Source organism: Streptomyces gottesmaniae (assembly GCF_031845845.1).
GTDB classification, from domain to species: Bacteria; Actinomycetota; Actinomycetes; order Streptomycetales; family Streptomycetaceae; genus Streptomyces; species Streptomyces akebiae.
This window is the reverse complement of record NZ_JAVRFJ010000007.1, coordinates 167129-192752: the sequence shown is the minus strand read 5'-3', so window position 1 is coordinate 192752 and position 25624 is coordinate 167129. Positions and strand designations below refer to the sequence as shown.

Here is a 25624-nt window from a genome sequence, read left to right as displayed (position 1 = left end):
CGTCGACAAGTCACGTCCTGATATGAAATCGTTCAACTCCCTTGCAATGCAAGGAAATTGACCCTATATGACCTTGCAGAAACGTGCCTGTCAACGAGTGCATATGCGTCCGCACTACCCCACCGCATGAGCCCTACTATCGGCTCGCCATGACAGCAGCAGGGAAGCACCAGGTGAGCCGCGCGGAAACTCCCCGCCGAGGCAGCCGGTCAGGGCGGGCGGGCATCCGGGACGTGGCCGCCGCCGCCGGAGTCTCCATCACGACCGTTTCCGACGCCCTCAACGGCAAGGGCCGGCTCCCGGACGCCACCCGACGCCATGTACGCGAGGTCGCCGACCGACTTGGCTACCGCCCCTCGGCGGCCGCCCGAACTCTCAGAACCGGCAAGTCGGGCCTCATCGGCCTGACCGTGACCACATACGGGGATGAACCTTTCACCTTCACCGAGTTCGCGTACTTCGCGGAAATGGCGCGGGCCGCCACCTCGGCCGCGCTGGCCCGGGGCTACGCCCTGGTCATCCTCCCCGCGACCTCGCGGCACGACGTGTGGTCGAACGTCGCCCTGGACGGCACCGTCGTCATCGACCCCTCCGACCATGACCCGGTCGTCAGCGAACTGGTCCGCCAGGGATTACCGGTGGTCTCCGACGGCCGACCGGCCGGCTCGCTGCCGGTCACCGCGTGGGTCGACAACGACCACGAGGCCGCCGTCCTCGGCATCCTCGACCACCTGGCCGACGCGGGCGCCCGCCGGATCGGACTTCTCACCGGCACGACGACGGACACGTACACCCATCTCTCCACCACCGCATACCTGCGCTGGTGCGAGCGCGTGGGCCAGGATCCCGTCTGCGAGTCCTACCCGGCGCACGATCCGTGCGCCGGAGCCGTCGCGGCCGACCGGCTGCTGGCCCGGCCGGACCGCCCGGACGCGGTCTACGGCCTCTTCGACCCGAACGGCACCGACCTGCTCGCCGCGGCCCGGCGTTACGGTCTACGCGTCCCCGACGACCTGCTGCTCGTCTGCTGCAGCGAGTCCGCCGTGTACGCGACCACCGAGCCGCCGATCACCACGCTCTCGCTGAAGCCGCGCCGGATCGGCACGGCTGTGGTCCAGCTCCTCATCGACGCGATCGAGGGGGTCGAGTCGGACCAGCCGGTCGAGCAGGTGATACCGACGGAGTTGATCGTGCGGACCTCGTCCGAGCGGCGTCCACCGCGCACGACGGTCAGCCCGCCACGATCACCTGAAGCGGGTTGACGCCCCACTTGAGGATCCGAACGGGGATTGGGCGGGGAGAGCCCCGCCCAATTCGGGAGAAAACCGCGGTGAACTGGGGCCCTGCGCCATTTCACCACCCCTGGGTCATCACACGGCGCGATCCGCATTCCTATGATGGGCGCACACACCGCGGGCCGCTGCGACCAGGCAGTCCGATGCGGTGCAGATGCGGGCGATGGTGGTGGAGGGGTCGATGACTCAGGGGGCCGGTCAGGGACCCGAGGTGCGGACGCCGACGGTGCGCGATTTCCGCGTGCCCGCGTACGTCCACGAGGCCGGTCCGTACGGACACTCCGCGGACCCCGGCGAAGCGTCCGGGCCCGCCGAGGATCCTGAGGGCTACCCCGAGGGATACACCCCGACCCAGCGGGACCTTCCGGTGATCAACCGGGGCGACACCCTCCAGGTCGTGATCGACCCGGAGACCACGGCGGCCGAGCCGTCCTCCGCCCGGCCGAGCCCGCTCTTCGTCGTCGGAGACGTCCACGGCTATCTGGACGAGCTCCTCGCCGCGCTCCGCGAGAAGGGCCTCGTCGACGCCGCGGGCAACTGGTCGGCGGGCACCGCCCGGCTCTGGTTCCTCGGCGACTTCACCGATCGAGGCCCGGACGGCATCGGCGTCATCGACCTCGTGATGCGCCTGTCCGCCGAGGCCGCCGCGGCCGGCGGCTACTGCAAGGCCCTCATGGGCAACCACGAGCTGCTGCTGCTGGGCGCCAAGCGCTTCGGCGACACCCCCGTGAACTCCGGCGCGGGCACGGCCACCTTCCAGGCCGCCTGGCTCCTCAACGGCGGCCAGAAGACCGACATGGACCGCCTCCAGGACCACCACCTCCAGTGGATGGCCCGTCTGGACGCCATGGAGGAGGTCGACGGCCACCTCCTGGTGCACTCCGACACCACCGCCTACCGCGACTACGGCGACTCCATCGAGGCGGTCAACGACACAGTTCGCGAGACCATCACGCGCAACGACCCGGACGAGGTCTGGGACCTCTTCCGCAAGTTCACCCGCCGCTTCTCCTTCCGCGACGAGGGCGGCGCCGATGCCGTGCGCTCGCTGCTCGAGACCTATGGCGGCACCCGCATCGTCCATGGTCACAGCCCCATTCCGTACCTCCTGGGAGAGGTCGGCTCGGAGGACGGCGAGGACCGCACGGGCCCCTCGGTCGACGGACCGTACACCTATGCGGACGGTCTGGCCGTCGCCATGGACGGCGGTGTGACCATGGCCGGAAAGCTGCTGGTCCAGGAACTTCCGCTGCCTACCTGAGGCGTCAACGGGCAGGCGTCCCCCGTCGGAAGACTTCGCTGGCCAGGGGCCAATTTCCTCAAACCCCCTGTCACCGCCTGCCGTCACCGCTCTACCATCGGCTTATCCGTAGCAGGCTCCCCTCCGTTTCTGCCCGACGGCTCGTCAGCATGCCGAGCCACAAGCCCTACGGAGCATCGGGGGATGCACATGAACAGCGTTCCGCAGCACCTGCTCAGTGAGGACCGCCAGGAGTACGAGCGGATCCTCGGCGAGGCGCTGCGCTCCGCACCACACCGCCCGGAATTCGCCGCCGGTCTCCAGCGGCTCAACCCCGAACAGCTGCGCACCATGGCCCTCAACGCCTCGGCGATCATCACCGCCGCCGCGGCGACCGAATACCAGTACTACGTCAAGGTCCGCGACGAATTCCGCAGCCCGTCGTCGGCCACCACGCCTGCCGCCGAAGGGACGGCGTCCGGCTCCAGCGAGCCGGACGGCTCCACAGCGGGACTCGCCGCCACCGTGGGCGAGGTCACAGAAGCGGCGGGCGCGGGCGTCGGTGCCATCGCCGCGGTACTCGCTCCGGTCCTCGCCGGAACCGCGGCGGTGCTCTTCCTGCTCGTGGGTTACGTCATGAAAGTGCTCGACCCGGAGCGGGCGATCGCCGAGACCCTCCTCACCACGGGGTGGGTCTTCGGTGCGGTCACCGCGGCGGCGATCCTGGTGGCCGCCGTCGGGCTTCTGCTCACCGCCCTGCGCAACAACGCCACCGCACTCCTCGACGAAGGAACGCGCAGCGAGCTGAACGAGGAGGTGACCCGGGCCAGGGAAGCCTGGCGCGAGGCCCTCCTGGAGCGCGGCATCCTGCCGTTCCTCCGCGATGCCCTCGCGAACCCTGGTCCGGCGCTGCTGCTGGAGCCGGACCGTCCGGCCCCGCCCAGCCGTATGCCGCACCTCGGCTACAACCGCCCGAGCTTCAGCAGCAGCCCGGAGAGTGGCAGCGCCGGCTCGCGGCCCAGCTACAGCAGCCCGGACTTCTCCAGCCCGGACTTCGGCGGCCCGGAGCACCAGCCGGACTGACAACCGGCCTCCGGCCACCGCCCACCCGCGGCGGCGGGCTCTCCCGGCAACCGGCCGGAAGAGCACCGCTCGTCGCACGGGGTGCGCGACCCGCACGGCTTCAGGAGGACCCGCGCCCAGGCAGCGGGAGCCGACGAACGAGCCCCTTTCCGCGGCCGAACGTGCTGGCTCCCGCCCACGTGCCTCAGTCGGCCATCGGCAGATAGACCCGGTTACCCGCCTCGGCGAACTCCTTGGACTTCTGGGCCATGCCCGCCTCGATCTCGGCCCGGGAACCGCCGTGCTCACGACGGATGTCCTGGGAGATCTTCATCGAGCAGAACTTCGGTCCGCACATGGAGCAGAAGTGAGCCGTCTTGGCCGGCTCCGCCGGGAGCGTCTCGTCGTGGAATTCGCGGGCCGTGTCAGGGTCGAGGGCCAGGTTGAACTGATCCTCCCAGCGGAACTCGAAGCGGGCGTCCGACAACGCGTCGTCCCACTCCTGTGCGCCTGGGTGTCCCTTGGCGATGTCCGCCGCGTGGGCCGCGATCTTGTAGGTGATGACGCCGGTCTTCACGTCGTCACGATTGGGCAGCCCCAAGTGCTCCTTCGGCGTGACGTAGCAGAGCATCGCGGTGCCCCACCAGGCGATCATCGCGGCACCTATGCCTGAGGTGATGTGGTCGTACGCCGGAGCGACGTCCGTCGTCAGCGGGCCGAGCGTGTAGAACGGAGCCTCGTCGCAGATCTCCTGCTGCAGATCGATGTTCTCCTTGATCTTGTGCATCGGGACATGTCCCGGACCCTCGATCATGGTCTGTACGTGGAAACGCTTCGCGATCCGGTTCAGTTCTCCGAGAGTGCGCAGCTCCGCGAACTGCGCCTCGTCGTTGGCGTCCGCGATGGAGCCGGGCCGAAGGCCGTCGCCGAGGGAGTAGGTGACGTCATAGGCGGCGAGGATCTCGCACAATTCCTCGAAGTTCTCGTAGAGGAACGACTCCTTGTGGTGGGCAAGACACCAGGCCGCCATGATCGAGCCACCGCGCGAGACGATGCCGGTCTTGCGGTTGGCGGTGAGCGGCACGTAGGCGAGGCGTACGCCCGCGTGGACCGTCATGTAGTCCACACCTTGTTCGGCCTGCTCGATGACGGTGTCCTTGTAGATCTCCCAGGTGAGCTCCTCGGCCTTGCCGTCGACCTTCTCGAGCGCCTGGTACAGCGGCACCGTACCGATCGGGACGGGGGAGTTGCGCAACACCCACTCGCGGGTGGTGTGGATGTTCCGGCCGGTGGACAGGTCCATGACCGTGTCGGCACCCCAGCGGGTCGCCCAGGTCATCTTCTCGACCTCCTCCTCGATGGAGGAGGTGACCGCGGAGTTTCCGATGTTGGCGTTGACCTTCACCAAGAACCGCTTACCGATGATCATCGGCTCGATCTCGGGGTGATTGACGTTCGCGGGCAGTACGGCCCGGCCTGCGGCGATCTCCTCGCGGACGACCTCCGGCGAGACGTTCTCCCGAACGGCCACGTACTCCATCTCGGGCGTGATCTCACCGCGTCGGGCGTACGCGAGTTGGGTCACGGCCCGGCCGTCGCGGCTCCGGCGCGGCTGGCGCGGCCGCCCGGGGAACACCGCGTCCAGGTTGCGCAGACCGCCACGCGGCGAGGTGTGCTTGATCCCGTCGTCCTCGGGCCGAACAGGACGGCCCGCGTACTCCTCGGTGTCTCCCCTGGCGATGATCCAGTTCTCGCGCAGGGGGAGCAGCCCCCGCCTGACGTCGGTCTCCGCGGTCGGATCGGTGTATGGGCCGGAGGTGTCGTACAGGGTGATGGACTGTCCGTTGGTGAGGTGCACCTGGCGGACCGGCACCCGCAGATCGGGGCGCGAGCCCTCGATGTACGCCTTGTGCCAGCCGATGGACTTCCCGGCCTCCAGGGGCTGTTCACCCTGGTTGTTCTCGCCCTCGGACGCGGTGGAAGCCCCGTCTGTCTGGCTGGAGGCAGGCGTGCGTGTGTCCTCGATGGTCATGAGACCTACTCCCTACGCCGGCATTACCCGGTAACAGGTTCAGCGGTCGACGCAGCGAATTCCGCCCGACGATGTTCCACGTGAAACATCGCGTCTGCGGAGGTCAGCGCCCTCTCAGCCCGGTGCTCCGAGCTCCCGCGTGTGCAAAGGTGCCTCCACGCTAGCGGCAGATGTGGCGCGGTGAACAGTGGGCATCGCTCGTTCTTGCGATGATCGGTCGGTGACCACGACGCAGCAGCCCCCGCCTCCACCCCCCGAGCCGCCCCACGGCCATGGCCCCGGAAACGGCCATGGGCATGGTTCCGGCGGTGGCCCTGGATACGGCTCCGGAGGCGGCCACGGCTCCGGTGGCGGAGACGGTGCCGGAGGCGGACATGGCCAAGGACCGTCCTCCGGCGGCGGCCACGGCCATTCCCACAGTCATAGCCATGGCCCCGCCGCGCCCGTGTCGCAGCACCTGCGCAAGGTCATCGCGGCGGTGCTGATCCCCTTCGCGACCGCGGTCGTCGTGGGTCTCGTCGTGCTCTGGCCCGGCGGCGCCCCGGCGCACGAACGCACGGGGGTGGGCTTCGACCGACAGACGCAGCAGGCCACCGTCACCAAGGTCGAAGAGGTCAGCTGCTCGTCGGTGAACGCCTCGGGCGGCACCCCGACCGGCGACACGTCCACCGCCGAGGGCTCGTCCGCCCAGCAGCAGGCGAACGGCACCTGCAAGAAGGCCACGGTCCGGGTCGACACCGGTGACGACAAGGGCCGTACCTTCACGGAGATCGTTCAGCCGGACCAGTCACGGCAGTTGGAGCAAGGCCAAGAGGTCGTGGTCGCGTACGAACCCGCCGCGCCCAAGGACCTGCAGTACTCGGTCACCGATGTGAACCGGAAGTTCCCGATGGCGCTGCTCGCCGGGATCTTCGCACTCGCCGTCGTGGTCGTGGGCCGGATGCGCGGTGTCATGGCCCTGGTGGCACTGGCCATCAGTTTCCTGGTGCTGACCCTCTTCATCCTGCCGGCCATCTTGCAGGGCTCGAACCCGCTGGTGGTGGCAGTGGTCGGGGCCAGTGCCATCATGCTCATCGCCCTCTACATGTGCCACGGACTCTCGGCCCGGACATCCGTGGCGGTGATCGGCACCCTGATCTCACTGCTGCTGATCGGCCTGCTGGGTTCGGGGTTCATCGGCTCGGCCTACCTGACCGGCAACACCGACGACAACACCGGTCTGATCCATGGGCTGTACCCGACGATCGACATGAGCGGTCTGCTGCTCGCGGGCGTCATCATCGGCTCCCTCGGCGTGCTCGACGACGTGACGGTCACGCAGACGTCGGCGGTGTGGGAGCTGCACGAGGCCAATCCGACGATGGGCTGGCGCAACCTGTACCGCGCGGGCATCCGGATCGGCCGCGACCACATCGCGTCGGTGGTCAACACTCTCGTGCTCGCCTACGCCGGTGCCGCGCTACCACTGCTGCTGCTCTTCTCGATCGCGCAGAGCAGCGTCGGTACGGTCGCCAACAGCGAGCTCGTCGCCGAGGAGATCGTGCGTACGCTCGTCGGCTCGATCGGGCTGGTGGCCTCGGTGCCGGTGACCACCGCGCTGGCCGCCCTGGTCGTCTCCGCCGACCGCCCGGGCGCCCCGGAAACGGCATCCGTGCCCGCTCCGGCCCGGGGCGGAAGGGGTCGCCGCCGCAAGCGCTGAAGCGTTACGGCACCCCCGGCGGCGTAACGTTCAGCCCGCGCTCTGCTCCTCCGCCAGGATGCGGTCCAGCGCCTCGTCGAGCAGTGCGTCGAAGTCGGCGAGGGAACGCTCCTGTCCCAGCGGCACGAGCTTGTCCGTGCGGTCGAGGAAGGCCACCAGTGGGGCCGTGCCGACCCGGAACATCGCCTGGTCGCTTCCCACCTGAAGGCGGATCAGGACCTCGCCGAACGTCTCCGGATCGGCGGGCGCGATGTGGACGTCCCCGTCCCCGCACGGACGGCCGACTCCGTCGATGAGCAGTTCCCGCCCGAAGGCCCAGGTCACCGGGGCATCACCAGGCAGGTGAAAGGTCAGCCGCACGGCATAGGGATCACAGGTCTCGTAACGCAGCTCCACGGGAATGCGGAAGGAGAGCTCCTCCGAGACGAGGAAGCTCATCATGACCTCTGCCTGTACCGACTCGCGCATCGCCTACCCCGCCGTGTTCGTCGACTGGCCAGGAATCATCCGCCTGACACCCCTGGAAGTTTGCTGAAAGTACACGAGAGATCACAAGGAGTGATTTTTCAGATGCTGATAGAGATCGCGAGTGTCCCTAGTAGCTTTCCGATCTCCGTCTGCAACTGGTGGGCCACCGGCAACAGACGGGTCGCCTGGTGCGAGGGCAGTGAGATGGCGAGGGTCCCGGCAGTCGTCCCGACGGTGAGGGGAATCGCGGCGCAGACCGTCCCGAGGGCGTACTCCTGCTGTTCGACCACCGGCTCCATGCGCCCAATGCGCCCGAGGCGCCGGAGCAGCGTCTCCTCGTCACGAACCGTGTACGGGGTGAGCGACTGCACCGGATAGCGGTCCAGATGGTCGCGGCGGGCCTCCTCGCTCAGCTGCGACAGCAGGCACTGTCCGATGGCGTGGGCGTGCCCCGTTTCACGGAAGTCGGCCCATTCCTCGACGGCCGGTGTGTTCGGGCTGTCGGCGACGCACAGGACCTCGATCTCGCCGTCCCGGTAGATCGCGAAGTAGACGGGCACGCCCAGGGTGTCCCGCCAGTGCGCCAGCGCCTCGCTCACCGTGCTGCGACGTTTCTGCTGCGCCCCGCTGCTGCTCAGCCGCTCGGCCGCCTCACCGAGGAAGAACAGCCCCCTGTCCCGGTACAGGTAGCCCTCGTGCACCAGTGTGCGGAGCAGGTGGTACGCCGTGGGCAGCGCGAGTCCGGCGTCCCGTGCCAACTGTTTGGCGGGCGCTCCGTGTCCCCGCTCGGCAACGGCTTCCAGTAGCCGCATCGCCCGCTGCACAGAACCGATCAGGGTGCCGGAATTCGCCTCCGGCACGGTCGGCGGCGTTGGGGACGGGATACGGGCTCCCCTACCCGCCCCGTGCCCGTGGGACGGCTCAGGGCGCACGAGCCCTGTCGTCTGCGCCTGGCTCCGGAGCTGGGGTGCCGGCGGCTGGGCTTCGGTACGGGTCGACGATGACGGCGTCTGCGCCTGTGCCAGAGCCGATCCCGGGGCGGTCGCCGGGGTGGTGTCCGTCGCCGGGGCCGCCGGACGCTGCGTCCGCGTCCGGGGCGCGGACGGCTCTGGCCGCCGAATGTTCTCCTCGCCCGGGGAGGTACGTGGCTGCACAGGGGGAGCCGGGGCCGTCGAGGGCGTCGTACGCGGGGGTGGTGGTGGGCCATGCGTCTCAGGGGCCCGGGCACGTGGCTGCTCGGCAGTCACCGGGCTTGATCGTGGGCCCGGCTGCGTAGGAGGAACCGCGCTCTGAGCCGACCGGGGGCTTGGCCTGGCGGGTGGGGAGAGCTGTTCTGCTGGTGCGGTGTCAGCCGTGGCCAAGGGTCACTCCCGAAGCGCGAGGAGGGCCGCCCGTGCGGGGGCACGGGAGGAGATGCGCCGCTCGCGGGGATCGAGCCCGCGACGAGTTTCCGGACTCTAGCCGCCCCTCACCGCCCGCAGACGGCCCCGCCGGGAAACTTCCCCCTGGCGAGGGAACCTCACGTTCCTGTTACCGCCGCGCCCTGACGGGCTTCACCCACTCACGCCTCAGCCGTTGCACGGCGCTGACACCTCACCAGTCGCCGCGCGACGAGGACCCCGCCGTGAACTTCCTGACGACGTAGATCAGTCCGCCGACCAGGGCCACGAAGACCAGCACCTTGAAGAGCAGGCCGACCACGACCTGGACGACGCTGACTATCAGCCCTCCGAACACCAGCAGGGCGATGACCGGCATCGCGATCCACTTCACCCACCACGGCATCCCCGCGAAGATCTCCCGCATCGCCCTTGCTCCTTGTCTCCACCCGTCGCCCGCCACCGGGACACTGATTCCGGGCCTTCTGCTGCCTTGTCGTCGATGCTAGGCCCGCGCAGGAGCGTTCCGGGGGCTTCGCACCCCTTGTCCGTCCCTGATCGTCCCCCTAGGGAACGCCGAAGTGGACGTCAGCCCTCCGGCGGAGAGAACACCACGACGACCCTCAGGTCCTCGGTGATGTGGTGGAACTTGTGGGCGACCCCGGCAGGCACATACACGACACTGCCGCGCGCCACCTGAGTCGTCTCCAGCCCCACCGTGAGCGAGGCACGGCCGCTCACGACGAGGTACACCTCGTCCTGGCTGTGCGGCCTCTGCGGATCGAGCTCGCCGGCATCGAGCGCGTACAGGCCGACCGACATGTTCCGCTCGCGCAGGAACTGCAGGTATGCGCCGTCGTTGGCGGCGCGCTCCGCCTCCAGTTCGTCCAACCGGAATGCCTTCATCGACTTAGTCGCCCCTGCCCAGTACTCGTACCAATCGCTTCTGCCACGATCAGACACATGATGAATTTCCTAGTCAAGACGATCGCCAACGCGGGCGCCCTTGCGGTCGCGGTGTGGCTGGTGGACAAGATCACGCTGACCGGGGACAGCACGGGCAAGAAGGTCGGCACGCTGCTGCTGGTCGCCCTAGTCTTCGGCCTGGTGAACGCGGTGGTCAAGCCGCTCGTACAGCTGCTGACCCTCCCCCTGTTCATTCTCACGCTCGGCCTGTTCACGCTGATCGTGAACGCCCTGATGCTTCTGCTCACCTCCTGGCTGGCCGACGTCCTCGACCTGAGTTTCCACGTGGAGGGCTTCTGGATCGCCGTTCTCGGCGGCCTGATCATCTCGATCGTCTCCTGGGCGCTTTCCCTCGTCCTGCCCGACGGGGACTGAGGGCCCGGCATGACGTACCGAGTCTGTTTCGTCTGCACCGGCAACATCTGCCGTTCCCCGATGGCCGAGTCCGTCTTCCGCGCCCGCGTCGAAGAGGCGGGGCTCGGCGCAGTGGTCGAGGTCGACAGCGCGGGGACCGGGGGCTGGCACGAGGGCGACGCCGCCGATCCGCGCACGGTCGTGGTCCTGGAGTCGAACGGCTACGGAAGCGTCCATGCGGCCCGGCAGTTCCAGGTCTCGTGGTTCTCCCGCCTCGACCTCGTCATAGCCCTCGACAAGGGCCACCTCAAGGCCCTGCGCCGCCTCGCCCCGACGGCGGCGGATGCGGACAAGATCCGCCTCCTGCGTTCCTACGACCCCGCCGCCGGAGACGACCTCGACGTTCCGGACCCCTACTACGGGGGCATGGACGGGTTCGAGGAGTGTCTGGAGCTCGTGGAGGCCGCGAGCCCAGGTCTGCTGGCCACCGTGCGCGAGAAGGTCGAGGTAGGGGCCGCATGAGCACCGAGAACCCCGCTTCGGGCCTCGGCGAGGGCACCCGCGCGGTGCGCGCCGGACTGCCCGAGCCCGTCAAGCACGAGCCCACCCTCCCCGGACCGGTCTTCGCCGCCCACTATCACCTGCCGGGCGAGCCCACGGGCCCGTACGCCTATGGACGCGACCAGAACCCCACCTGGACGCTGCTGGAACGGGCCATCGGCGAACTGGAGGCCCCCGGGCAGGACGACGTCGAGACGGTCGCCTTCGCGTCCGGCATGGCCGCCATCTCGGCCGTCCTCTTCTCCCAGGTGCGCTCCGGTGACGTCCTCGTCCTGCCGAGCGACGGCTACAACGTACTTCCGCTCGCCGGTGAACAACTGCGGGCGTACGGCGTCGAGGTGCGCAGCGCACCGACGGGCGGCAACGCCCAGCTCGACGCTCTGGACGGCGCCAGACTGCTGTGGATCGAGACACCGTCGAACCCGGGGCTGGACGTGTGCGACGTGCGGCGGCTCAGCGAAGCGGCACGTGCGCGTGGGTGTCTGGTGGCCGTCGACAACACCCTGGCGACACCACTGGGGCAGCGCCCACTGGATCTGGGTGCCGACTTCGCCGTGGCCAGTGGAACGAAACAGCTGACCGGCCACGGGGACGTCCTGCTCGGGTACGTCGCCGGGCGCGACCCCGCGCTGATGGCCGACGTGCGGCGATGGCGCAAGATCGTCGGAGCGATCCCCGGCCCGATGGAGGCCTGGCTCGCACACCGCTCGCTCGCCACGCTCCAACTCCGTGCCGACCGGCAGAACGTCAACGCCCTGGCGGTGGCCGAGGCGCTCAAAGGCCGGCCCGAGGTCACCGGGGTGCGCTATCCCGGGCTGCCCGACGATCCCTCGCACAAGATCGCCTCACAGCAGATGCGGCGCTACGGGTGCGTGGTGTCGTTCGCGTTGCCCACGCGCGCGCGTGCCGACCGTTTCCTCGACGCGCTACGCCTCGTGGACGACGCCACGAGCTTCGGCGGGGTGCGCTCCACCGCCGAGCGACGCGGCCGCTGGGGAGGTGACGCGGTTCCGGAGGGCTTCATCCGTTTCTCGGCCGGCGCTGAGGACACGGACGATCTCGTGGCGGACGTACTGCGGGCGCTCACTGTTGCCGCCGACTAGCGCCGACGCTACGCACAACGGACGGTCCGAGCCTCCCCCCTCGTGGCTCGGACCGTCCCCGGTTCTCCGCGCGAAGAACCGCGCGAACAAGGCTAGTTGACTCTGTGTCAGTGTCCAATCACAGTAGCGACAGAGACCTATCGACTTATTTATAGTTGGGCGCTCCGGAGGCAGCGAGGGGAGGCGACCATGGATCTGGCCCTACTGCGGACGTTCGTGACCGTGCACCGGGCCGGTTCCTTCACCCGTGCCGCCGCCCTGCTGGGTCTTTCACAGCCGGCCGTCACTTCCCAGATACGCACTCTGGAGCGCCAGTTGGGCCGCCCGCTCTTCCTGCGGAAGGCCCGGGGGGTGACTCCGACGACCATCGGCGACGAGCTCGCCCACAAGGCCGCGCCGCATCTCGACGCGCTGGTGGAGATCGCCGAGACCGGCCTCGACGACGACTCCTCCTTACGGACCCTGCACCTCGCCGGACCTCCGGAATTCACCGCCGAGCGGGCCCTGCCCGCGCTCACCGTCCTGACCCGCGACGACGGCCAGGGCTTCGCGCTGCGGGTCTCCTTCGGGAACTCCGACGAGGCGCTGGAGGGCCTTGCCGCCGGGCACCACGACCTGGCCATCACCACCGCACAGCCGCGTGGTGCCCTGCTCAGCGCAGCCCCCCTCTGCGACGAGGAGCACGTCCTGGTCGCCGCCCCGCGCTGGGCGGACGAGATCGGCCCGGGCAGGCTGGGGCGCAAGGGGGCGCACACGCTGGAGGAGCTTCCCCTCGTCGAGGTACACGAGTCACTGCCCTTCATCGCCCGCTACTGGGCGGCGGTCTTCGACGCCAGGCCAGGCACCTCCGGGACCGTCGTCGTCCCCGATCTGCGCGCGGTGATCGCCTGCGCGATCTCGGGGGCCGGGCTGGCCGTGGTCCCCCGTTACCTGTGCGCTTCCGCCCTGGAGCGTGGTGACCTCGTCACGCTCCTCGAACCCGCTGTGCCGCCGCTGCGGACCTATTTCCTGGTGGTCCGCACCGGCACCCTGGCCATGCCGCACATCGCGCGGGCCCACGAGTGGCTGTTGGGGACAGCAGCGAACTGGTCCTGAGGCACTCTTGGAGCCTCCGCGCAGAGAGGGTGCCGACCGCAGGACGACCGCAGACGGACTGTGAGCGCCGGGGTGCCACTCTTCCTGGCCACGGTGATGTTTCACGTGGAACATGCGGGGCCACATTTCTCCCATGACCGTACGACCCGTGGTCAAGCGCACCGCCCGCGCCGTTCTGCTCGACGGCGACGACCTGATCCTGATCAAGCGGACCAAGCCGGGCATGGATCCCTACTGGCTCACGCCGGGCGGCGGTGTCGAACCGGAGGACACCACGGTCGTCGACGCGCTCCACCGCGAAGTCCACGAGGAGCTCGGCGCCAAGATCACCGATGTGGTGCCCTGTTTCGTGGACACCGTCGAACACATCGGCGAGGACGGCGGCGCCACCGGTGTGAAGGTCCAGCACTTCTTCGTCTGTCGTCTGGAGTCCATGGACCCTTCCAAGCGACACGGCCCCGAAGTGGATGAGCCTCTGGGGGAATACGAGATCGTGCGCATCCCCTTCACCCGGGTCGGCATCGCCTCCGTACATCTCGTCCCGTTGTCCCTGCGGCACTACCTGGACGGGAACATCGAGGGGGTGCGGGCGATGCACGCGCCCGACCTGGGCTGACGACCTCCGGCGATCAATCACCCTCCCGGTCTCAGACGTCAGTCCCCGGCAGCCACCAGCTCCTCCACCGAGTCGTGGCGTATGCGGTCGGCTGAAATCCCGGCGGCCTTCAGCGCGTCCACACCACTGCGGATCATGCCGGGCGGACCGGAGAGGTAGGCGTCGTACCCGTTCCAGGGGCCGTGGTCCCGTATGGCGTCGGGCAATTGCAACAGTCCGTGCTTGTCCACGACCGGACGGACATCGAGCCAGGAGTTGCTCTGCTGCAGCCGTAGCAAGGTGTCGAGGTCGTAGAGATCCTGGCCGGTGCGGGCTCCGTAGAAGACCTCGACGGGGCGGTGCCGTCCGTGCTCGGCCACGTCCTCCACGATGGCTTTGATCGGCGCGATACCGGTGCCCCCGCCCAGACAGAGCAGGCCGCTGTCGCTGGTGTGGTCGACGGTCATCCCGCCGGCAGGCGGCCCCAGACGCAGCACGTCACCCGGCCGGGCGCGGTGCACGAGCGAGTTGGAGACCCAGCCCGCGGAGATCGCCTTCACATGGAACGACAGCAACCCGTCCGAGCGGGGCGCGGAGGCGAACGAATAGTGCCGCCAGATCCGCGGCCACCAAGGGGTCTCCAGGCTCGTGTACTGCCCGGCGAGGAAGGGGTAAGGCTGGTTCGGGCGGACAGTGATGATCGCTGTGTCCGCGGTTCTCAGATCGTGTGAGACGACCTCGGCGAGCCACCACGGCGGGGACCGCAGCTCGTCCGCAGCCGCCGCATCGATCATCACCTGGGAGATCGTCGTGTACGTCCGCACCCAGGCAGCCTCGGTCTCGTCGTTCCAACTCGCCTTGGCGTACCGGCTCAGCGCGCCGATCAGACATTCGCCGACAGCCGGGTAGTGCTCGGCCTGGGTCCCGTACTTGCGGTGGCCACGGCCGAGATTCTGCAGGTAGTCGACGAGGACGGGAGTGTTGTCGATGTGCTCGGCGGCGGTCAGCAGCGCCTTGAGCAGGCGGTCGCGCTGGGCGTCCATCGCCGGGGGGAACATCGAGCGCAACTCCGGGTGCTGAACGAAGAGCAGCGCGTAGAAGTACGAGGTGACCTTGTCGGCGACAGGTCCGACCTCGGCCATGGTCCGCCGGATGAGAACGGCGTCGGGGGAAGCGTTGGCGGTGTGTCCGGCAGGCTCGTCCGGCACGCGAGGGTCGAAGACGGAGTGGTCGGAGCCGTGATCCGGGGCGTGCGGAGGGCCCTGGTCCGGGGCGGTCGGAGAGCTGAGTGGGTCGCTGGGAGGGAGATCCGCGCCGGTCTGTATTCGTTCCCGCGGGGCGCTGTCCCTGTTTTGCTGTGGGCCGTTCGGCGGCTCCTGGGAGCGGCCCACAGGTCGCAGGGCTGCGAGGCGGTTGCCCTCTGGCTCCTGGCCTCCGCCAGGGGGCGGCGGCGATGTGCGAGGCGTGAACCAACCGCCTCCGTCAGTGTCCCCCGAAGTACCGTTACCGGCCGACGTGGTGGTCGGAGCGTCCATGGTCTGCCTCGCCTCGAGCATCTTTCGGTCGATCTGCGTACGCCCTCCAGTCGGAAGTCGCACGTTTTCCCCCGCGGACGGCCTTGCTATTCCCGTTGGTTCCCCGTCGACCAATGCAGCCACATTCAATCCGGGTTCCCGCTCCGTACGGACAAGTAGATAAGAGTGTGACGTGAGCCGCAGCACTCACGGCAGCGTTGCACAGCGCGCGAACGCCCCCGCCTGGTCACGGTAAACGCAGGTTCTCGATCTCCCTGTCCGGTTAGGCTGCATTGAGCTGCGTTCGCACCCCCACCATGAGACGACTGCATCTCGCTTCGGACACGAACCGGACTCGACCCTACCGGCAGGGCGGTCACGCACAAGTCCCCCCTGGGCCAGACCGGAATTCAACGGGTGCGAATCAGCGATTCCTTCAATTACCCGGCCCGTCACACCCATTCATAGGCATCTCACAGATCTTGCCGCCGAGGGCACGCAGACGAGCGACACTCCTCCGATCGCGACCGGTACGCGCCCCGTTCGCGACCCTCGAATACGTCATGTCATGAATGCTGAGGCCAGCCGTGCCCGCACGCGTATGCCCAGAGATGGATGTTTCACGTGAAACATCCGTCTGCACGCTGTGCACGACCGGTGCACGAGATGGCCAGAACGGCGCACAACGACGGCAAACCGGTGGACGCCAGGGGCGCGTGTCGGACAACCTGACCTGCGTGTCGACACCTTTCCCCACCCCTCTGCCCATCCGCCGTCTGACGCCTCGCGATCTCACCGCATGCGCCGACCTCTCCGAGGACCGGGGCTGGCCTCGCGAGGAGCACAAGTGGGGGCTGCTTCTGTCGGCCGGCACGGGATACGGCGTCGATGACCCTGAGGGCGGGCTGATCACTGCCTGTGTGGTCACCGAGTACGGCCCGGCGGGCCGCCCCGAACTGGGGGCGATCGGCATGGTGCTGGTCGCCGAGCGGCACGCCCGCCAGGGCATCGGCCGCAGCCTTATGCAGCATGTCCTCGCGGAGATGGGGACGACACCGCTGACTCTGCACGCCACCCCGCACGGGCGCCCGCTCTACGAGGAGCTGGGCTTCAAGGTCACCGGACGGGCCGAGATGGTGCGCGGGCACTTCACGGCCGGGGGACCGGACTCTGCGGTTTTCACTCGCCCGGCCACGGCCGAGGATCTCATCACGATCCTTCGGCTCGACGAAGAGGTTTTCGGCACGGACCGCACCCACGTCCTCACCCGGCTACCCGCCTTCGCCGACCAACTGCGCGTCGCGGAGGAGAACGGCCGGATCATCGGATACGCAGCCGCCTGGCCCAATCTGAACGACCAGGTCGTCGGCCCACTGATCGCCCGTGACACGGAGGCGGCGAAGGCACTCATCGCTTCCCTCGCCGCCCACACGGACCGACCGTTGCGCACCGACATCGACGTCCGCCACGAGGAGCTGCTGACGTGGGTGAAGGGCCGTGGCCTGGCTTCGATCGCCTTCAACTCCGTGATGACGTACGGGATCTCGGAGCTACCGGGTGACTGGGCCAGGCGTTACGCCCCGCTGACCGTGGCAGCCGGCTGAGGCCGGCACCCGCGGTCTCGGCCCGCCCGCCGTCAGTGGTGGACGGGTGACCGCCGAGCGTCCACTCCCGCAGACCCCGCAACGACCGTGCCGACGACGTTCTCCCTGCGCTCCAGCGCTGCCGCGACGAACGCCAGCACGAGGGCGCTCGCGGCGAGAGCGGCTCCGACCAAGTTGGGTGCCGTGTAGCCGAGGCCCGCGTCGATGACGAGGCCGCCGAGCCAGGCGGCGAGTGCGTTGCCGAGGTTGAAGGCGCCTATGTTCACGGCCGAGGCCAGTGTGGGTGCGCCGTGCGCCTGGTCGAGGACTCTCTTCTGCAGCGGCGGTACGGTCGCGAAGCCCAGGGCGCCCACCAGGGTGAGGGTCACAGCGGCGGTAATCTTGCCATGGGCGGTGAGTGAGAACAGGGCGAGGACGACGGCCAGGGCGCCCAGCGAGACGTACAGCATGGGCATCAGCGCGCGGTCCGCGTACTTGCCGCCCAAGAGGTTGCCGCCGACCATGCCGAGGCCGAAGAGAACGAGGAGCCAGGTGACGGAGGAGTCGGCGAAGCCGGCGACATGCGTCATCATCGGCGCGATGTAGGTGACTGCCGCGAAGACCCCTCCGAAGCCGAGCACGGTCATCGCCATGGCCAGCACAACCTGGACGTTCTTGAACGCCGCCAGCTCGTGCCGAAGGCGGACCTCTGCCGGCCTGGGCATCTCGGGGACCAGCCGGGCGATGCCCAGCAGCCCGACGACTCCCAGGGCCGCGACCCCGGCGAAGGTGACCCTCCAACCGAGGGACTGCCCGATCAGAGTGCCCAGGGGGACACCCACGACGTTCGCGACGGTCAGACCGCTGAACATCATCGCGAGAGCACCGGCCTTCCGGTGCGGGGCGACGAGATCGGCCGCGACCACCGAGCCGATACCGAAGAAGGCGCCGTGTGCGAGTGAGGCGACGACCCGCCCGAGGAGCATGACGGAGTAGGCGGGGGCGGCCGCGGAGAGCAGGTTGCCCACGATGAAAAGCGCCATCAGCAGCAAGAGCATCCGCTTGCGGGACACCCGCGTGCCCAGGGCGGTCGTGATCGGCGCACCGAGCACGACGCCGAGCGCGTAGCCGGTCACGAGGAAGCCTGCGGTGGGGATGGAGACATCGAAGTCGCCGGCGACCTCGGGTAGCACCCCCATGATCACGAACTCGGTCGTTCCGATGCCGAAGGCCCCGATCGCGAGGGCCAGAAGCGCAAGGGGCATGAGGGCGACACCTTCCAGAAGATTGCATGTGCGCTTTACAAGCGTACACAATACTTGCAGACGCGCTTTATCGGCAGAAGCTGGCAATTGCATGGGGTGGCCTATCCTGGTGACGACGGCTCTGGGACGGAGGAACACCGATGACAGCCACGGATCCCGCGCTCACCGCCCTGGCCCAGGGCTGGTGCGCTCTCTCCTTGTTGCACGGGAGGATCGAGGCCCACATCGAACGCGCGCTGCAGGCCGGGCACGACCTGAGCGTGCGCGAGTACTCCCTGCTCGATGTGCTGAGTCGCCAGCACGACGGCGAGGGTGGGCACCTCCAGATGAAGCAGGTCGCCGACGCGGTCGTCCTCAGCCAGAGCGCGACCACTCGTCTGGTCACCCGGCTCGAGGATCGTGGACTGCTCGCGCGCTACCTGTGCCCCACCGACCGTCGAGGCATCTACACCGATGTCTCCGAGGCAGGCCTGCAACTCCTCGCGGCGGCACGCCCCACCAATGACGCCGCCCTGCGCGAGGCACTGGACGCGGCCGCGGAGAACCCCGAACTGGCCCCACTCGTCCGCGTCGTGGAGTCACTGAACACGGCGGCGTAGGGTGCGGGCATGGGAGATCTGGACATACGCCCGGCGACCGGGGAGGACGTCTCGGAGATCGTCGCGATGTTGGCCGACGACCCCTTGGGCGCCCAGCGAGAGTCACCGGACGACCTGACCCCCTACCTCACCGCCCTGGAGCGTCTGACAGGCGACCCTCACCAACACGTGGTGGTCGCGGTCCGTCAGGGCCGTGTCGTCGGGACGCTCCAGCTGACGATCGTTCCGGGACTCTCCAGACGCGGCTCCACCCGCGCGATCATCGAGGGCGTACGGGTACACACCGATGAGCGCGGCAGCGGCCTCGGTTCACGGCTCATCGAGTGGGCGATCGACTCAGCACGGGCTCAGGGTTGTCAGTTGGTGCAGCTGACGTCCGATGTCACACGCACCGAAGCACACCGCTTCTACGAGCGGCTCGGCTTCGAGGCCACCCACGTGGGCTTCAAACTGCCGCTCTGAGAAGCGGCCCGGGATGGCTGTGGGGTCCTGTTTCACGTGAAACATCGCGAGCCGGGACCCCGGCTGCACCAGAACCGCGCCTATGCGATCCCGCGCCACCCCTCGGGATCCACTCCACCGGGCACCGGAGCCCCCTCGTCGTACGGCTGACGGGTGAACACGAACGACCCGAGGTCCAGGTGACTCAGGGTCCCGTCGGGCCTTCGTACGGCCTGCAGGAGCTCTCCGGCGAAGTAGCCGTTGAGCCCCGTCCACGTGCCGTCGTCGTTACGTCGGAAACGAGCACCGCGCAGGGTGGCTGCGAGCGGCTCCAACGTGAGACCTCCTTCGGAGGTGAGCCGCAGCACGAAGCTGTACGTCCCCCAGTACCAAGGGCCGACCAGCTCCAGGACCGACTGGTCGACTTCGGTCAGCGGCCGCCACGGCTCGGGGATCCGCGGTTCGGCATCCGCCACGATGCGTACGAGGTCGGCAGCGACCTCCAACACCACCGGCCCTGAGGTGCAGTTGGTCAGCACGACGGCTGCCACATCGTCATCGACACTGATGGTGAGTTGGGCGAGGAAACCAGGGACCGAGCCTCCATGACCGACGAGGAACCGGCCGTCTCGGTGCTGAAGCTGCATCCCCAGCCCGTACGCCGCTCCGGCCGCCACATCGGCGGCCTCCCCCGGCGCGGCCGGCGTCCGCATCTCCAGGACCGACTCCGCACTCAACACCCATTCGTCCCCCTTCGCCAGGAAGACCGCGAAGCGAGCCAAGTCGCCTGCCGTGGACCAGAGTTGCCCTGCGGGTCCCATACGGCCCAGGTCCTCGACCTGCTCCGGCAACATCACGTCCGCCCAGGGGTGTACGGCCCAGCCACCCGCGTGCGGTGCCTCCGGGTGCCAGGTAGTGCGGCGCAGGCCGAGGGGTTCGAGAACCTCTCGTCGCAGGACCTCTTCCCAGGGAGCACCTCGCAGCTGCTCGACGAGCGCGCCGAGGAGGGTGAACCCGGGGTTGGAGTAGTGGAAACGACGGCCTACGGGATGGCGATGGGGCTGCTCCCCGAGAACATCGGCGAGTTCCGGGCGCAGGGATCCCGAGGTGCGCTCCCACCAGGGCGAAGGGGACTCCGCCGCCAGTCCTCCCGTGTGTGCGAGCAGGTCGGCGATGGTCGCCTCCCCCGCGCCGGTGCCCGGCAGATGCTTCTCCAGCGGGTCGCCGAGGTTCAGTGCGCCTTCATCACGCAGCCGCATGACCAGAACAGCGGTGAAGGTCTTGGTGATCGAACCGATCCGGTACTGCACGTTCGTGTCCGGCCCGTGCCCGTCCACCGAGGTCCGTGCCCCGTTCCACACCGTCTCCCCGCCCCGGACCACCGCCGCGACCAGAGACGGTGCCCGCCCCTCGGTCTGAGCGACGGCAATACGGTGCAGCAGGGCCCGGCGCGTGGCAGGAAGCAGCTCTTCGTGAGGTGTTGTCATGCGCTCAGTCCACCGGGCCGGGGCGCCGGGAGTCGAGCGCATTTCGGCGGGTCAGGTCTGTGCCATGTCGACGAACCGCGAGTAGTGGCCCTGGAAGGCGACCGTGATCGTGGCCGTCGGACCGTTACGGTGCTTGCCCACGATGATGTCCGCCTCGCCGGCGCGCGGCGACTCCTTCTCGTAGGCGTCCTCGCGGTGCAGCAGGATCACCATGTCGGCGTCCTGCTCGATCGATCCCGACTCACGCAGGTCGGAGACCATGGGCTTCTTGTCCGTACGCTGCTCGGGACCACGGTTGAGCTGCGACAGGGCGATCACCGGCAGCTCCAGCTCCTTGGCCAGCAGCTTCAGGTTTCGCGACATGTCCGAGACTTCCTGCTGGCGGCTCTCGGACCGCTTGCCGCCGGACTGCATGAGCTGCAGATAGTCGATGATGACGAGCTTCAGATCGTTGCGCTGCTTCAGGCGTCGGCACTTGGCCCGGATCTCCATCATCGACAGGTTCGGGGAGTCGTCGATGTAGAGCGGCGCTGCCGACACGTCCGGCATCCGGCGAGCCAGCCGCGTCCAGTCCTCGTCCGTCATCGTGCCGGACCGCATGTGGTGAAGGGCCACGCGTGCCTCGGCCGACAGCAGACGCATCGCGATCTCGTTGCGCCCCATCTCGAGCGAGAAGATCACGCTCGGCATGTTGTGCTTGATCGAACAAGCGCGGGCGAAGTCCAGCGCCAGCGTGGATTTACCCATGGCGGGACGAGCCGCGATGATGATCATCTGGCCTGGGTGCAGACCATTGGTGAGCTGGTCTAGGTCCGTGAAGCCGGTCGGCACACCGGTCATCTCCCCCGACCGTGAACCGATCGCCTCGATCTCGTCGAGCGCGCCCTCCATGATGTCGCCGAGCGGCAGATAGTCCTCGGTCGTGCGCTGCTCGGTGACCGCGAAGATCTCGGCCTGGGCTCTGTTGACGATCTCGTCCACGTCGTCGTCGGCCGCGTATCCCATCTGGGTGATACGGGTGCCGGCCTCGACGAGGCGGCGCAGGACTGCCCGCTCGTGGACGATCTCCGCGTAGTACTCGGCGTTCGCCGCCGTCGGCACCGTCTGGACGAGCGTGTGCAGATAAGAGGCACCGCCCACTTTGGTGATCTCGCCGCGCTTGGTGAGCTCGGCGGCGATGGTGATGGGGTCGGCGGGCTCGCCCTTGGCGTAGACGTCGAGGATCGCCTGGTAGATGGTCTCGTGCGCCGGCTTGTAGAAGTCGGGGCCCTTGAGGATCTCGACCACGTCGGCGATGGCGTCCTTGGACAGCAGCATGCCACCGAGGACTGATTGCTCGGCGTCAAGATCCTGCGGCGGCACGCGCTCGAAGGCCGAACCCCCGCCGTCCCACTCCCCGTTGTCCCTGCCCCGGTCGTGCCGGTCGTCCCTGCCCCGGTCGCCGTCCGGACGCCGACGGGAAGAGGGCAGACGATCGCTGGGTCCGCTGTCGGCCCACGGGTCGTCCAAGGGCTCGGAAATGCTCACCGAGCGACCTCCTCCCGTCCGCCGAGCGGACCTCGCCGTGCTTCTCATTTCTACGGCACGGCACTGACAAATGAGACGCCCAACTCCGGTTCTGGCGCGTCGGTTTTGCGAGGTTTCCGTGATCGGCCAGGGGAGTGGGCGCCGCACCACCGTAGGCCCGTCGGCACCGTCAGCCAATCTGGTTATCCACAGGCCATGTGGACGACGGCCCAGATGCTGTGGAGAACCCCGCAAAACCTGTGCACGACTCGGTGGACAGCCCTGTGAACAAGACCCCTCCCACGCCCGGATTACCGCTCTGAACTGGGCTTCTACCATCCACGGGCTGTGCAGAAGAAAAACTTTCCCGACCGGATCAAGATCATCACGATAGGTGCGCGAGAACACGCTCCACCAGGCAGTATGTAACAGTCACTAGTGGATTGCATCTCTTACCTGTGGAAGATTAGATTGATGCTCATGACACAGGCTTCCGCGACCGGTAAGGCCACCCGGCGTCGGCACGATCGAGAGATCATCACGCTGGCCGTTCCGGCCTTCGGCGCGCTCGTCGCCGAACCGCTCTTCCTCATGGTCGACACCGCGATCGTCGGCCACCTCGGCACCGCACAACTTGCCGGTCTCGGTGTCGCCTCGGCCCTCCTCGTCACCGCAGTGAGCGTGTTCGTGTTCCTCGCCTACGCCACCACGGCCGCCGTCGCCCGGCGCCTAGGAGCCGGCGAGCTTCGGGCCGCCATCCGCCAGGGCGTGGACGGCATCTGGCTCGCCGTGCTGCTGGGAGCAGCCGTCGTCGCGGTCGTCGTGCCCACGGCCCCCACCCTTGTCGCTCTCTTCGGGGCCTCGGACACGGCAGCTCCCTATGCGACGACCTATCTGCGGATCTCGGCGCTCGGCATCCCGGCCATGCTCGTCGTACTCGCCGCCACAGGTGTCCTGCGCGGTCTCCAGGACACGAAGACCCCTCTTTACGTCGCAGTGGCGGGCTTCGTCGCCAACGGTGCTCTGAACGCAGGTCTCGTCTACGGGGCCGACCTGGGAATCGCAGGGTCCGCATGGGGGACGGTCATCGCACAACTCGGCATGGCTGCCGCGTACCTCTGGGTCGTGATCCGGGGCGCCCGCAAACACGGCGCCTCACTGCGTCCAGACATCGAGGGCATACGAGCCTCGGCTCAAGCGGGGGCACCTCTGCTGGTCCGCACGCTCTCGCTGCGGGCGATCCTCATGATCGCCACCGCCGTGGCCGCCCGGCTCGGGGACGAGAACATCGCCGCACACCAGATCATCCTCTCGCTCTGGAGCCTGCTCGCCTTCGCCCTGGACGCGATCGCCATCGCCGGACAGGCCATCATCGGCCGCTACCTCGGCGCGGGAGACGCCCAAGGGGCCCGTGATGCCTGCCGCCGGATGGTGCAGTGGGGGGTCGCCACGGGTTCCCTGCTCGGACTCCTGGTGGTCGCTGCCCGCCCCCTGTTCATTCCGCTCTTCACCAGCGATCCGACAGTCCAGGAAGCAGCACTGCCCGCTCTGATCGTGGTGGCGCTCGCCCAGCCGATCTCTGGGGTCGTCTTCGTGCTGGACGGCGTGCTGATGGGCGCGGGAGACGGCCCCTACCTCGCGCGGGCCATGCTCCTGACCCTGGCGGTCTTCGTTCCGACCGCCCTGCTCGTCCCGACCTTCGGCGGTGGTCTGACGGCCCTCTGGGGCGCCATGACGCTGATGATGGCGACGCGCATGGTGACCCTTTGGCTGCGATCCCGGTCCGGCCTCTGGGTCGTCACCGGAGCGACCCGCTGAGAGTCCGGGCCTTACCTCGCGGTGAGAACACAGCGAAGCCCGCTCCGTTTCACGTGAAACATCGCCCCCTGACATGTATATGGGGCCGCACCCTGAGGGTGCGGCCCCATATACCGCCTCAGCGAGCGCGACCCTTAGGCCGCGATGACCTCGATGTTGACCTTGGCGGCAACCTCGGGGTGCAGACGCACGGACGTCTCGTGAGCGCCCAGCGTCTTGATCGGCGCACCCAGCTCGATGCGGCGCTTGTCGACCTCGGGACCACCGGAAGCCTTGATCGCGGAAGCGATGTCGGCCGGGGTGACGGAACCGAAGAGACGACCGGCGTCGCCGGAGCGGACAGCCAGACGGACCTTGACGGCCTCGAGCTGGCCCTTGATCTGGTTGGCCTGCTCGATGGTCTGGATCTCGTGGATCTTGCGAGCACGACGGATCTGCTCGACGTCCTTCTCGCCGCCCTTGGTCCAGCGGATCGCAAACTTCCGCGGGATCAGGTAGTTGCGAGCGTAGCCGTCCTTGACGTCGACGACCTCGCCGGCAGCGCCGAGGCCAGAGACCTCGTGGGTAAGGATGATCTTCATGTGTCGGTCACCCTTCCCTTATCGCGCGGTGGACGTGTAGGGCAGCAGCGCCATCTCACGGCTGTTCTTGACGGCCGTGGCGACGTCACGCTGGTGCTGCGTGCAGTTGCCGGTCACGCGGCGGGCACGGATCTTGCCGCGGTCGGAAATGAACTTCCGCAGCATGTTCGTGTCCTTGTAGTCCACGTACGTGACCTTGTCCTTGCAGAATGCGCAGACCTTCTTCTTCGGCTTGCGCACAGGCGGCTTCGCCATGTGATTCTCCTGTGTGATCAAGAAGTTTGGGGTACGGCCCCGCCCTTGACCTCGACGACCGGTGATCCGGCCACGAAGCCTTAGAAGGGGGGCTCGTCCGAGTAGCCGCCACCGCCGCCGGAGCTTCCGCCCCAGCCGCCGCTGCCGCCCTGGTTGCCACCGGCGGGAGCGCCGCTGGCCCACGGGTCGTCGGCGGGAGCGCCGCCACCCTGCTGGCCGCCACCGGGGCTTCCGCCCCAACTGCCGCCGGCCTGGCCGCCACCGCCACCGTAACCGCCCTGGCCACCGCGGCCGCCTCCGGCGGTCTTGGTCACCTTGGCCGTGGCACTGCGCAGGCTGGCGCCGACTTCCTCGACGTCCAGCTCGTAGACCGTGCGCTTGACGCCCTCACGGTCCTCGTAGGACCGCTGCTTCAGTCGGCCCTGCACGATGACGCGCATGCCTCGCTGGAGCGACTCGGCGACGTTCTCCGCCGCCTGACGCCAGACCGAGCAGGTCAGGAACAGGCTTTCGCCGTCCTTCCACTCGTTGGTCTGACGGTCGAAGGTGCGGGGGGTGGACGCGACACGGAACTTCGCGACCGCCGCACCGGACGGGGTGAAGCGCAGCTCGGGGTCGTCGACAAGATTGCCGACGACCGTGATGACGGTCTCGCCTGCCATGGGGGAACCTCTCGGCGGGTTTGCTGCTGGCTGCTTGTGCTGCTACTCGGATCCCGGGATCGAC

25 protein-coding genes are annotated in these 25624 nt (G+C 68.4%); 13 read left to right on the top strand and 12 right to left on the bottom strand.

Annotated features, from left to right (window positions below):
* Positions 1–149: 149 nt before the first annotated feature.
* The 3 genes from RM704_RS11015 to RM704_RS11005 all read left to right on the top strand — a co-directional run bounded on the left by RM704_RS11015 (position 150) and on the right by RM704_RS11005 (position 3618).
* A complete protein-coding gene (locus tag RM704_RS11015) occupies positions 150–1262 on the top strand; it encodes a LacI family DNA-binding transcriptional regulator (RefSeq protein WP_078937375.1) in 1113 nt (370 codons plus the stop codon).
* Between the two features lie 214 nt (positions 1263–1476).
* Positions 1477–2556: a metallophosphoesterase family protein gene (locus RM704_RS11010; RefSeq protein WP_033530690.1), complete on the top strand. Its 1080-nt coding sequence runs from the start codon at positions 1477–1479 to the stop codon at positions 2554–2556.
* Between the two features lie 183 nt (positions 2557–2739).
* On the top strand, positions 2740–3618 hold the full coding sequence (locus RM704_RS11005; RefSeq protein ID WP_033530689.1) for a membrane protein: 879 nt from the start codon (positions 2740–2742) through the stop codon (positions 3616–3618).
* 184 nt (positions 3619–3802) lie between these two features.
* Here RM704_RS11005 and thiC read toward each other — a convergent pair whose 3' ends face one another.
* On the bottom strand, positions 3803–5629 hold the full coding sequence (gene thiC / locus RM704_RS11000) for a phosphomethylpyrimidine synthase ThiC (RefSeq protein ID WP_033530688.1): 1827 nt from the start codon (positions 5627–5629) through the stop codon (positions 3803–3805).
* Positions 5630–5849: 220 nt separating this feature from the next.
* Between thiC and RM704_RS10995 the strand changes: the two genes are divergently transcribed.
* Positions 5850–7328: a YibE/F family protein gene (locus RM704_RS10995; RefSeq protein WP_033530687.1), complete on the top strand. Its 1479-nt coding sequence runs from the start codon at positions 5850–5852 to the stop codon at positions 7326–7328.
* Between the two features lie 30 nt (positions 7329–7358).
* On the opposite strand, the gene RM704_RS10990 is transcribed toward RM704_RS10995, so the two are convergent.
* From RM704_RS10990 to RM704_RS10975, 4 genes are all read right to left on the bottom strand, one after another.
* Positions 7359–7796, bottom strand: coding sequence for an SsgA family sporulation/cell division regulator (locus tag RM704_RS10990; protein ID WP_033530686.1), 438 nt, complete (start codon positions 7794–7796; stop codon positions 7359–7361).
* Between the two features lie 98 nt (positions 7797–7894).
* Positions 7895–8620: an IclR family transcriptional regulator gene (locus RM704_RS10985; protein WP_033530838.1), complete on the bottom strand. Its 726-nt coding sequence runs from the start codon at positions 8618–8620 to the stop codon at positions 7895–7897.
* A 769-nt stretch (positions 8621–9389) separates the two neighbouring features.
* Entirely contained in the window at positions 9390–9602 is a 213-nt protein-coding gene (locus RM704_RS10980; RefSeq protein WP_033530685.1) for a DUF5326 family protein, read from the bottom strand.
* Positions 9603–9763: 161 nt separating this feature from the next.
* Positions 9764–10081 (bottom strand): cupin domain-containing protein, encoded by a 318-nt coding sequence (locus tag RM704_RS10975; RefSeq protein WP_033530837.1) that lies wholly within the window; start codon positions 10079–10081, stop codon positions 9764–9766.
* 57 nt (positions 10082–10138) lie between these two features.
* Between RM704_RS10975 and RM704_RS10970 the strand changes: the two genes are divergently transcribed.
* The 5 genes from RM704_RS10970 (at position 10139) to RM704_RS10950 (ending at position 13870) form a co-directional block, all read left to right on the top strand.
* Complete coding sequence (locus tag RM704_RS10970) at positions 10139–10516, top strand: phage holin family protein (RefSeq protein WP_033530684.1); 378 nt, start codon at positions 10139–10141, stop codon at positions 10514–10516.
* A gap of 9 nt (positions 10517–10525) precedes the next feature.
* Positions 10526–11017 carry a low molecular weight protein-tyrosine-phosphatase gene (locus RM704_RS10965; protein WP_033530683.1) on the top strand — a complete coding sequence of 164 codons (492 nt, stop codon included), beginning with the start codon at positions 10526–10528 and terminating at the stop codon, positions 11015–11017.
* Entirely contained in the window at positions 11014–12159 is a 1146-nt protein-coding gene (locus RM704_RS10960) for a cystathionine gamma-lyase (protein ID WP_033530682.1), read from the top strand. The genes RM704_RS10965 and RM704_RS10960 overlap by 4 nt, the downstream gene beginning before the upstream one ends.
* 189 nt (positions 12160–12348) lie before the next feature.
* Positions 12349–13254 (top strand): LysR family transcriptional regulator, encoded by a 906-nt coding sequence (locus RM704_RS10955; protein ID WP_033530681.1) that lies wholly within the window; start codon positions 12349–12351, stop codon positions 13252–13254.
* Positions 13255–13387: 133 nt separating this feature from the next.
* Entirely contained in the window at positions 13388–13870 is a 483-nt protein-coding gene (locus RM704_RS10950) for an NUDIX domain-containing protein (protein ID WP_033530680.1), read from the top strand.
* A 38-nt stretch (positions 13871–13908) separates the two neighbouring features.
* Here RM704_RS10950 and RM704_RS10945 read toward each other — a convergent pair whose 3' ends face one another.
* The gene (locus RM704_RS10945; RefSeq protein ID WP_438828907.1) at positions 13909–15384 is read right to left on the bottom strand and encodes a globin domain-containing protein; all 1476 of its coding nucleotides are present in this window, start codon (positions 15382–15384) and stop codon (positions 13909–13911) included.
* 716 nt (positions 15385–16100) lie between these two features.
* Between RM704_RS10945 and RM704_RS10940 the strand changes: the two genes are divergently transcribed.
* Complete coding sequence (locus tag RM704_RS10940; protein WP_033530835.1) at positions 16101–16967, top strand: GNAT family N-acetyltransferase; 867 nt, start codon at positions 16101–16103, stop codon at positions 16965–16967.
* A gap of 32 nt (positions 16968–16999) precedes the next feature.
* Here the strand turns inward: RM704_RS10940 and RM704_RS10935 are convergent, their stop codons facing one another.
* Complete coding sequence (locus RM704_RS10935) at positions 17000–18211, bottom strand: MFS transporter (RefSeq protein WP_033530679.1); 1212 nt, start codon at positions 18209–18211, stop codon at positions 17000–17002.
* 140 nt (positions 18212–18351) lie between these two features.
* On the opposite strand from RM704_RS10935, the gene RM704_RS10930 reads away from it, so the two are divergent.
* Together RM704_RS10930 and RM704_RS10925 are read left to right on the top strand one after the other, a co-directional pair.
* Entirely contained in the window at positions 18352–18810 is a 459-nt protein-coding gene (locus RM704_RS10930) for a MarR family winged helix-turn-helix transcriptional regulator (protein ID WP_033530678.1), read from the top strand.
* Positions 18811–18819: 9 nt separating this feature from the next.
* Positions 18820–19272, top strand: a complete 453-nt coding sequence (locus RM704_RS10925; RefSeq protein WP_033530677.1) for a GNAT family N-acetyltransferase — start codon at positions 18820–18822, stop codon at positions 19270–19272.
* 80 nt (positions 19273–19352) lie between these two features.
* On the opposite strand, the gene RM704_RS10920 is transcribed toward RM704_RS10925, so the two are convergent.
* Positions 19353–20738 carry a serine hydrolase domain-containing protein gene (locus tag RM704_RS10920; protein ID WP_033530676.1) on the bottom strand — a complete coding sequence of 462 codons (1386 nt, stop codon included), beginning with the start codon at positions 20736–20738 and terminating at the stop codon, positions 19353–19355.
* A gap of 51 nt (positions 20739–20789) precedes the next feature.
* Positions 20790–22265: a replicative DNA helicase gene (dnaB, locus tag RM704_RS10915; protein ID WP_033530675.1), complete on the bottom strand. Its 1476-nt coding sequence runs from the start codon at positions 22263–22265 to the stop codon at positions 20790–20792.
* A gap of 453 nt (positions 22266–22718) precedes the next feature.
* Here dnaB and RM704_RS10910 point away from each other — a divergent pair, with 453 nt between their 5' ends.
* Entirely contained in the window at positions 22719–24062 is a 1344-nt protein-coding gene (locus RM704_RS10910; protein WP_033530674.1) for an MATE family efflux transporter, read from the top strand.
* Positions 24063–24196: 134 nt separating this feature from the next.
* Here the strand turns inward: RM704_RS10910 and rplI are convergent, their stop codons facing one another.
* The 3 genes from rplI to RM704_RS10895 form a co-directional block, all read right to left on the bottom strand.
* Complete coding sequence (rplI, locus tag RM704_RS10905) at positions 24197–24643, bottom strand: 50S ribosomal protein L9 (RefSeq protein WP_033530673.1); 447 nt, start codon at positions 24641–24643, stop codon at positions 24197–24199.
* An 18-nt stretch (positions 24644–24661) separates the two neighbouring features.
* The gene (gene rpsR, locus RM704_RS10900) at positions 24662–24898 is read right to left on the bottom strand and encodes a 30S ribosomal protein S18 (RefSeq protein ID WP_003949403.1); all 237 of its coding nucleotides are present in this window, start codon (positions 24896–24898) and stop codon (positions 24662–24664) included.
* 80 nt (positions 24899–24978) lie between these two features.
* The gene (locus tag RM704_RS10895; protein WP_033530672.1) at positions 24979–25560 is read right to left on the bottom strand and encodes a single-stranded DNA-binding protein; all 582 of its coding nucleotides are present in this window, start codon (positions 25558–25560) and stop codon (positions 24979–24981) included.
* Between the last annotated feature and the right edge of the window lie 64 nt (positions 25561–25624).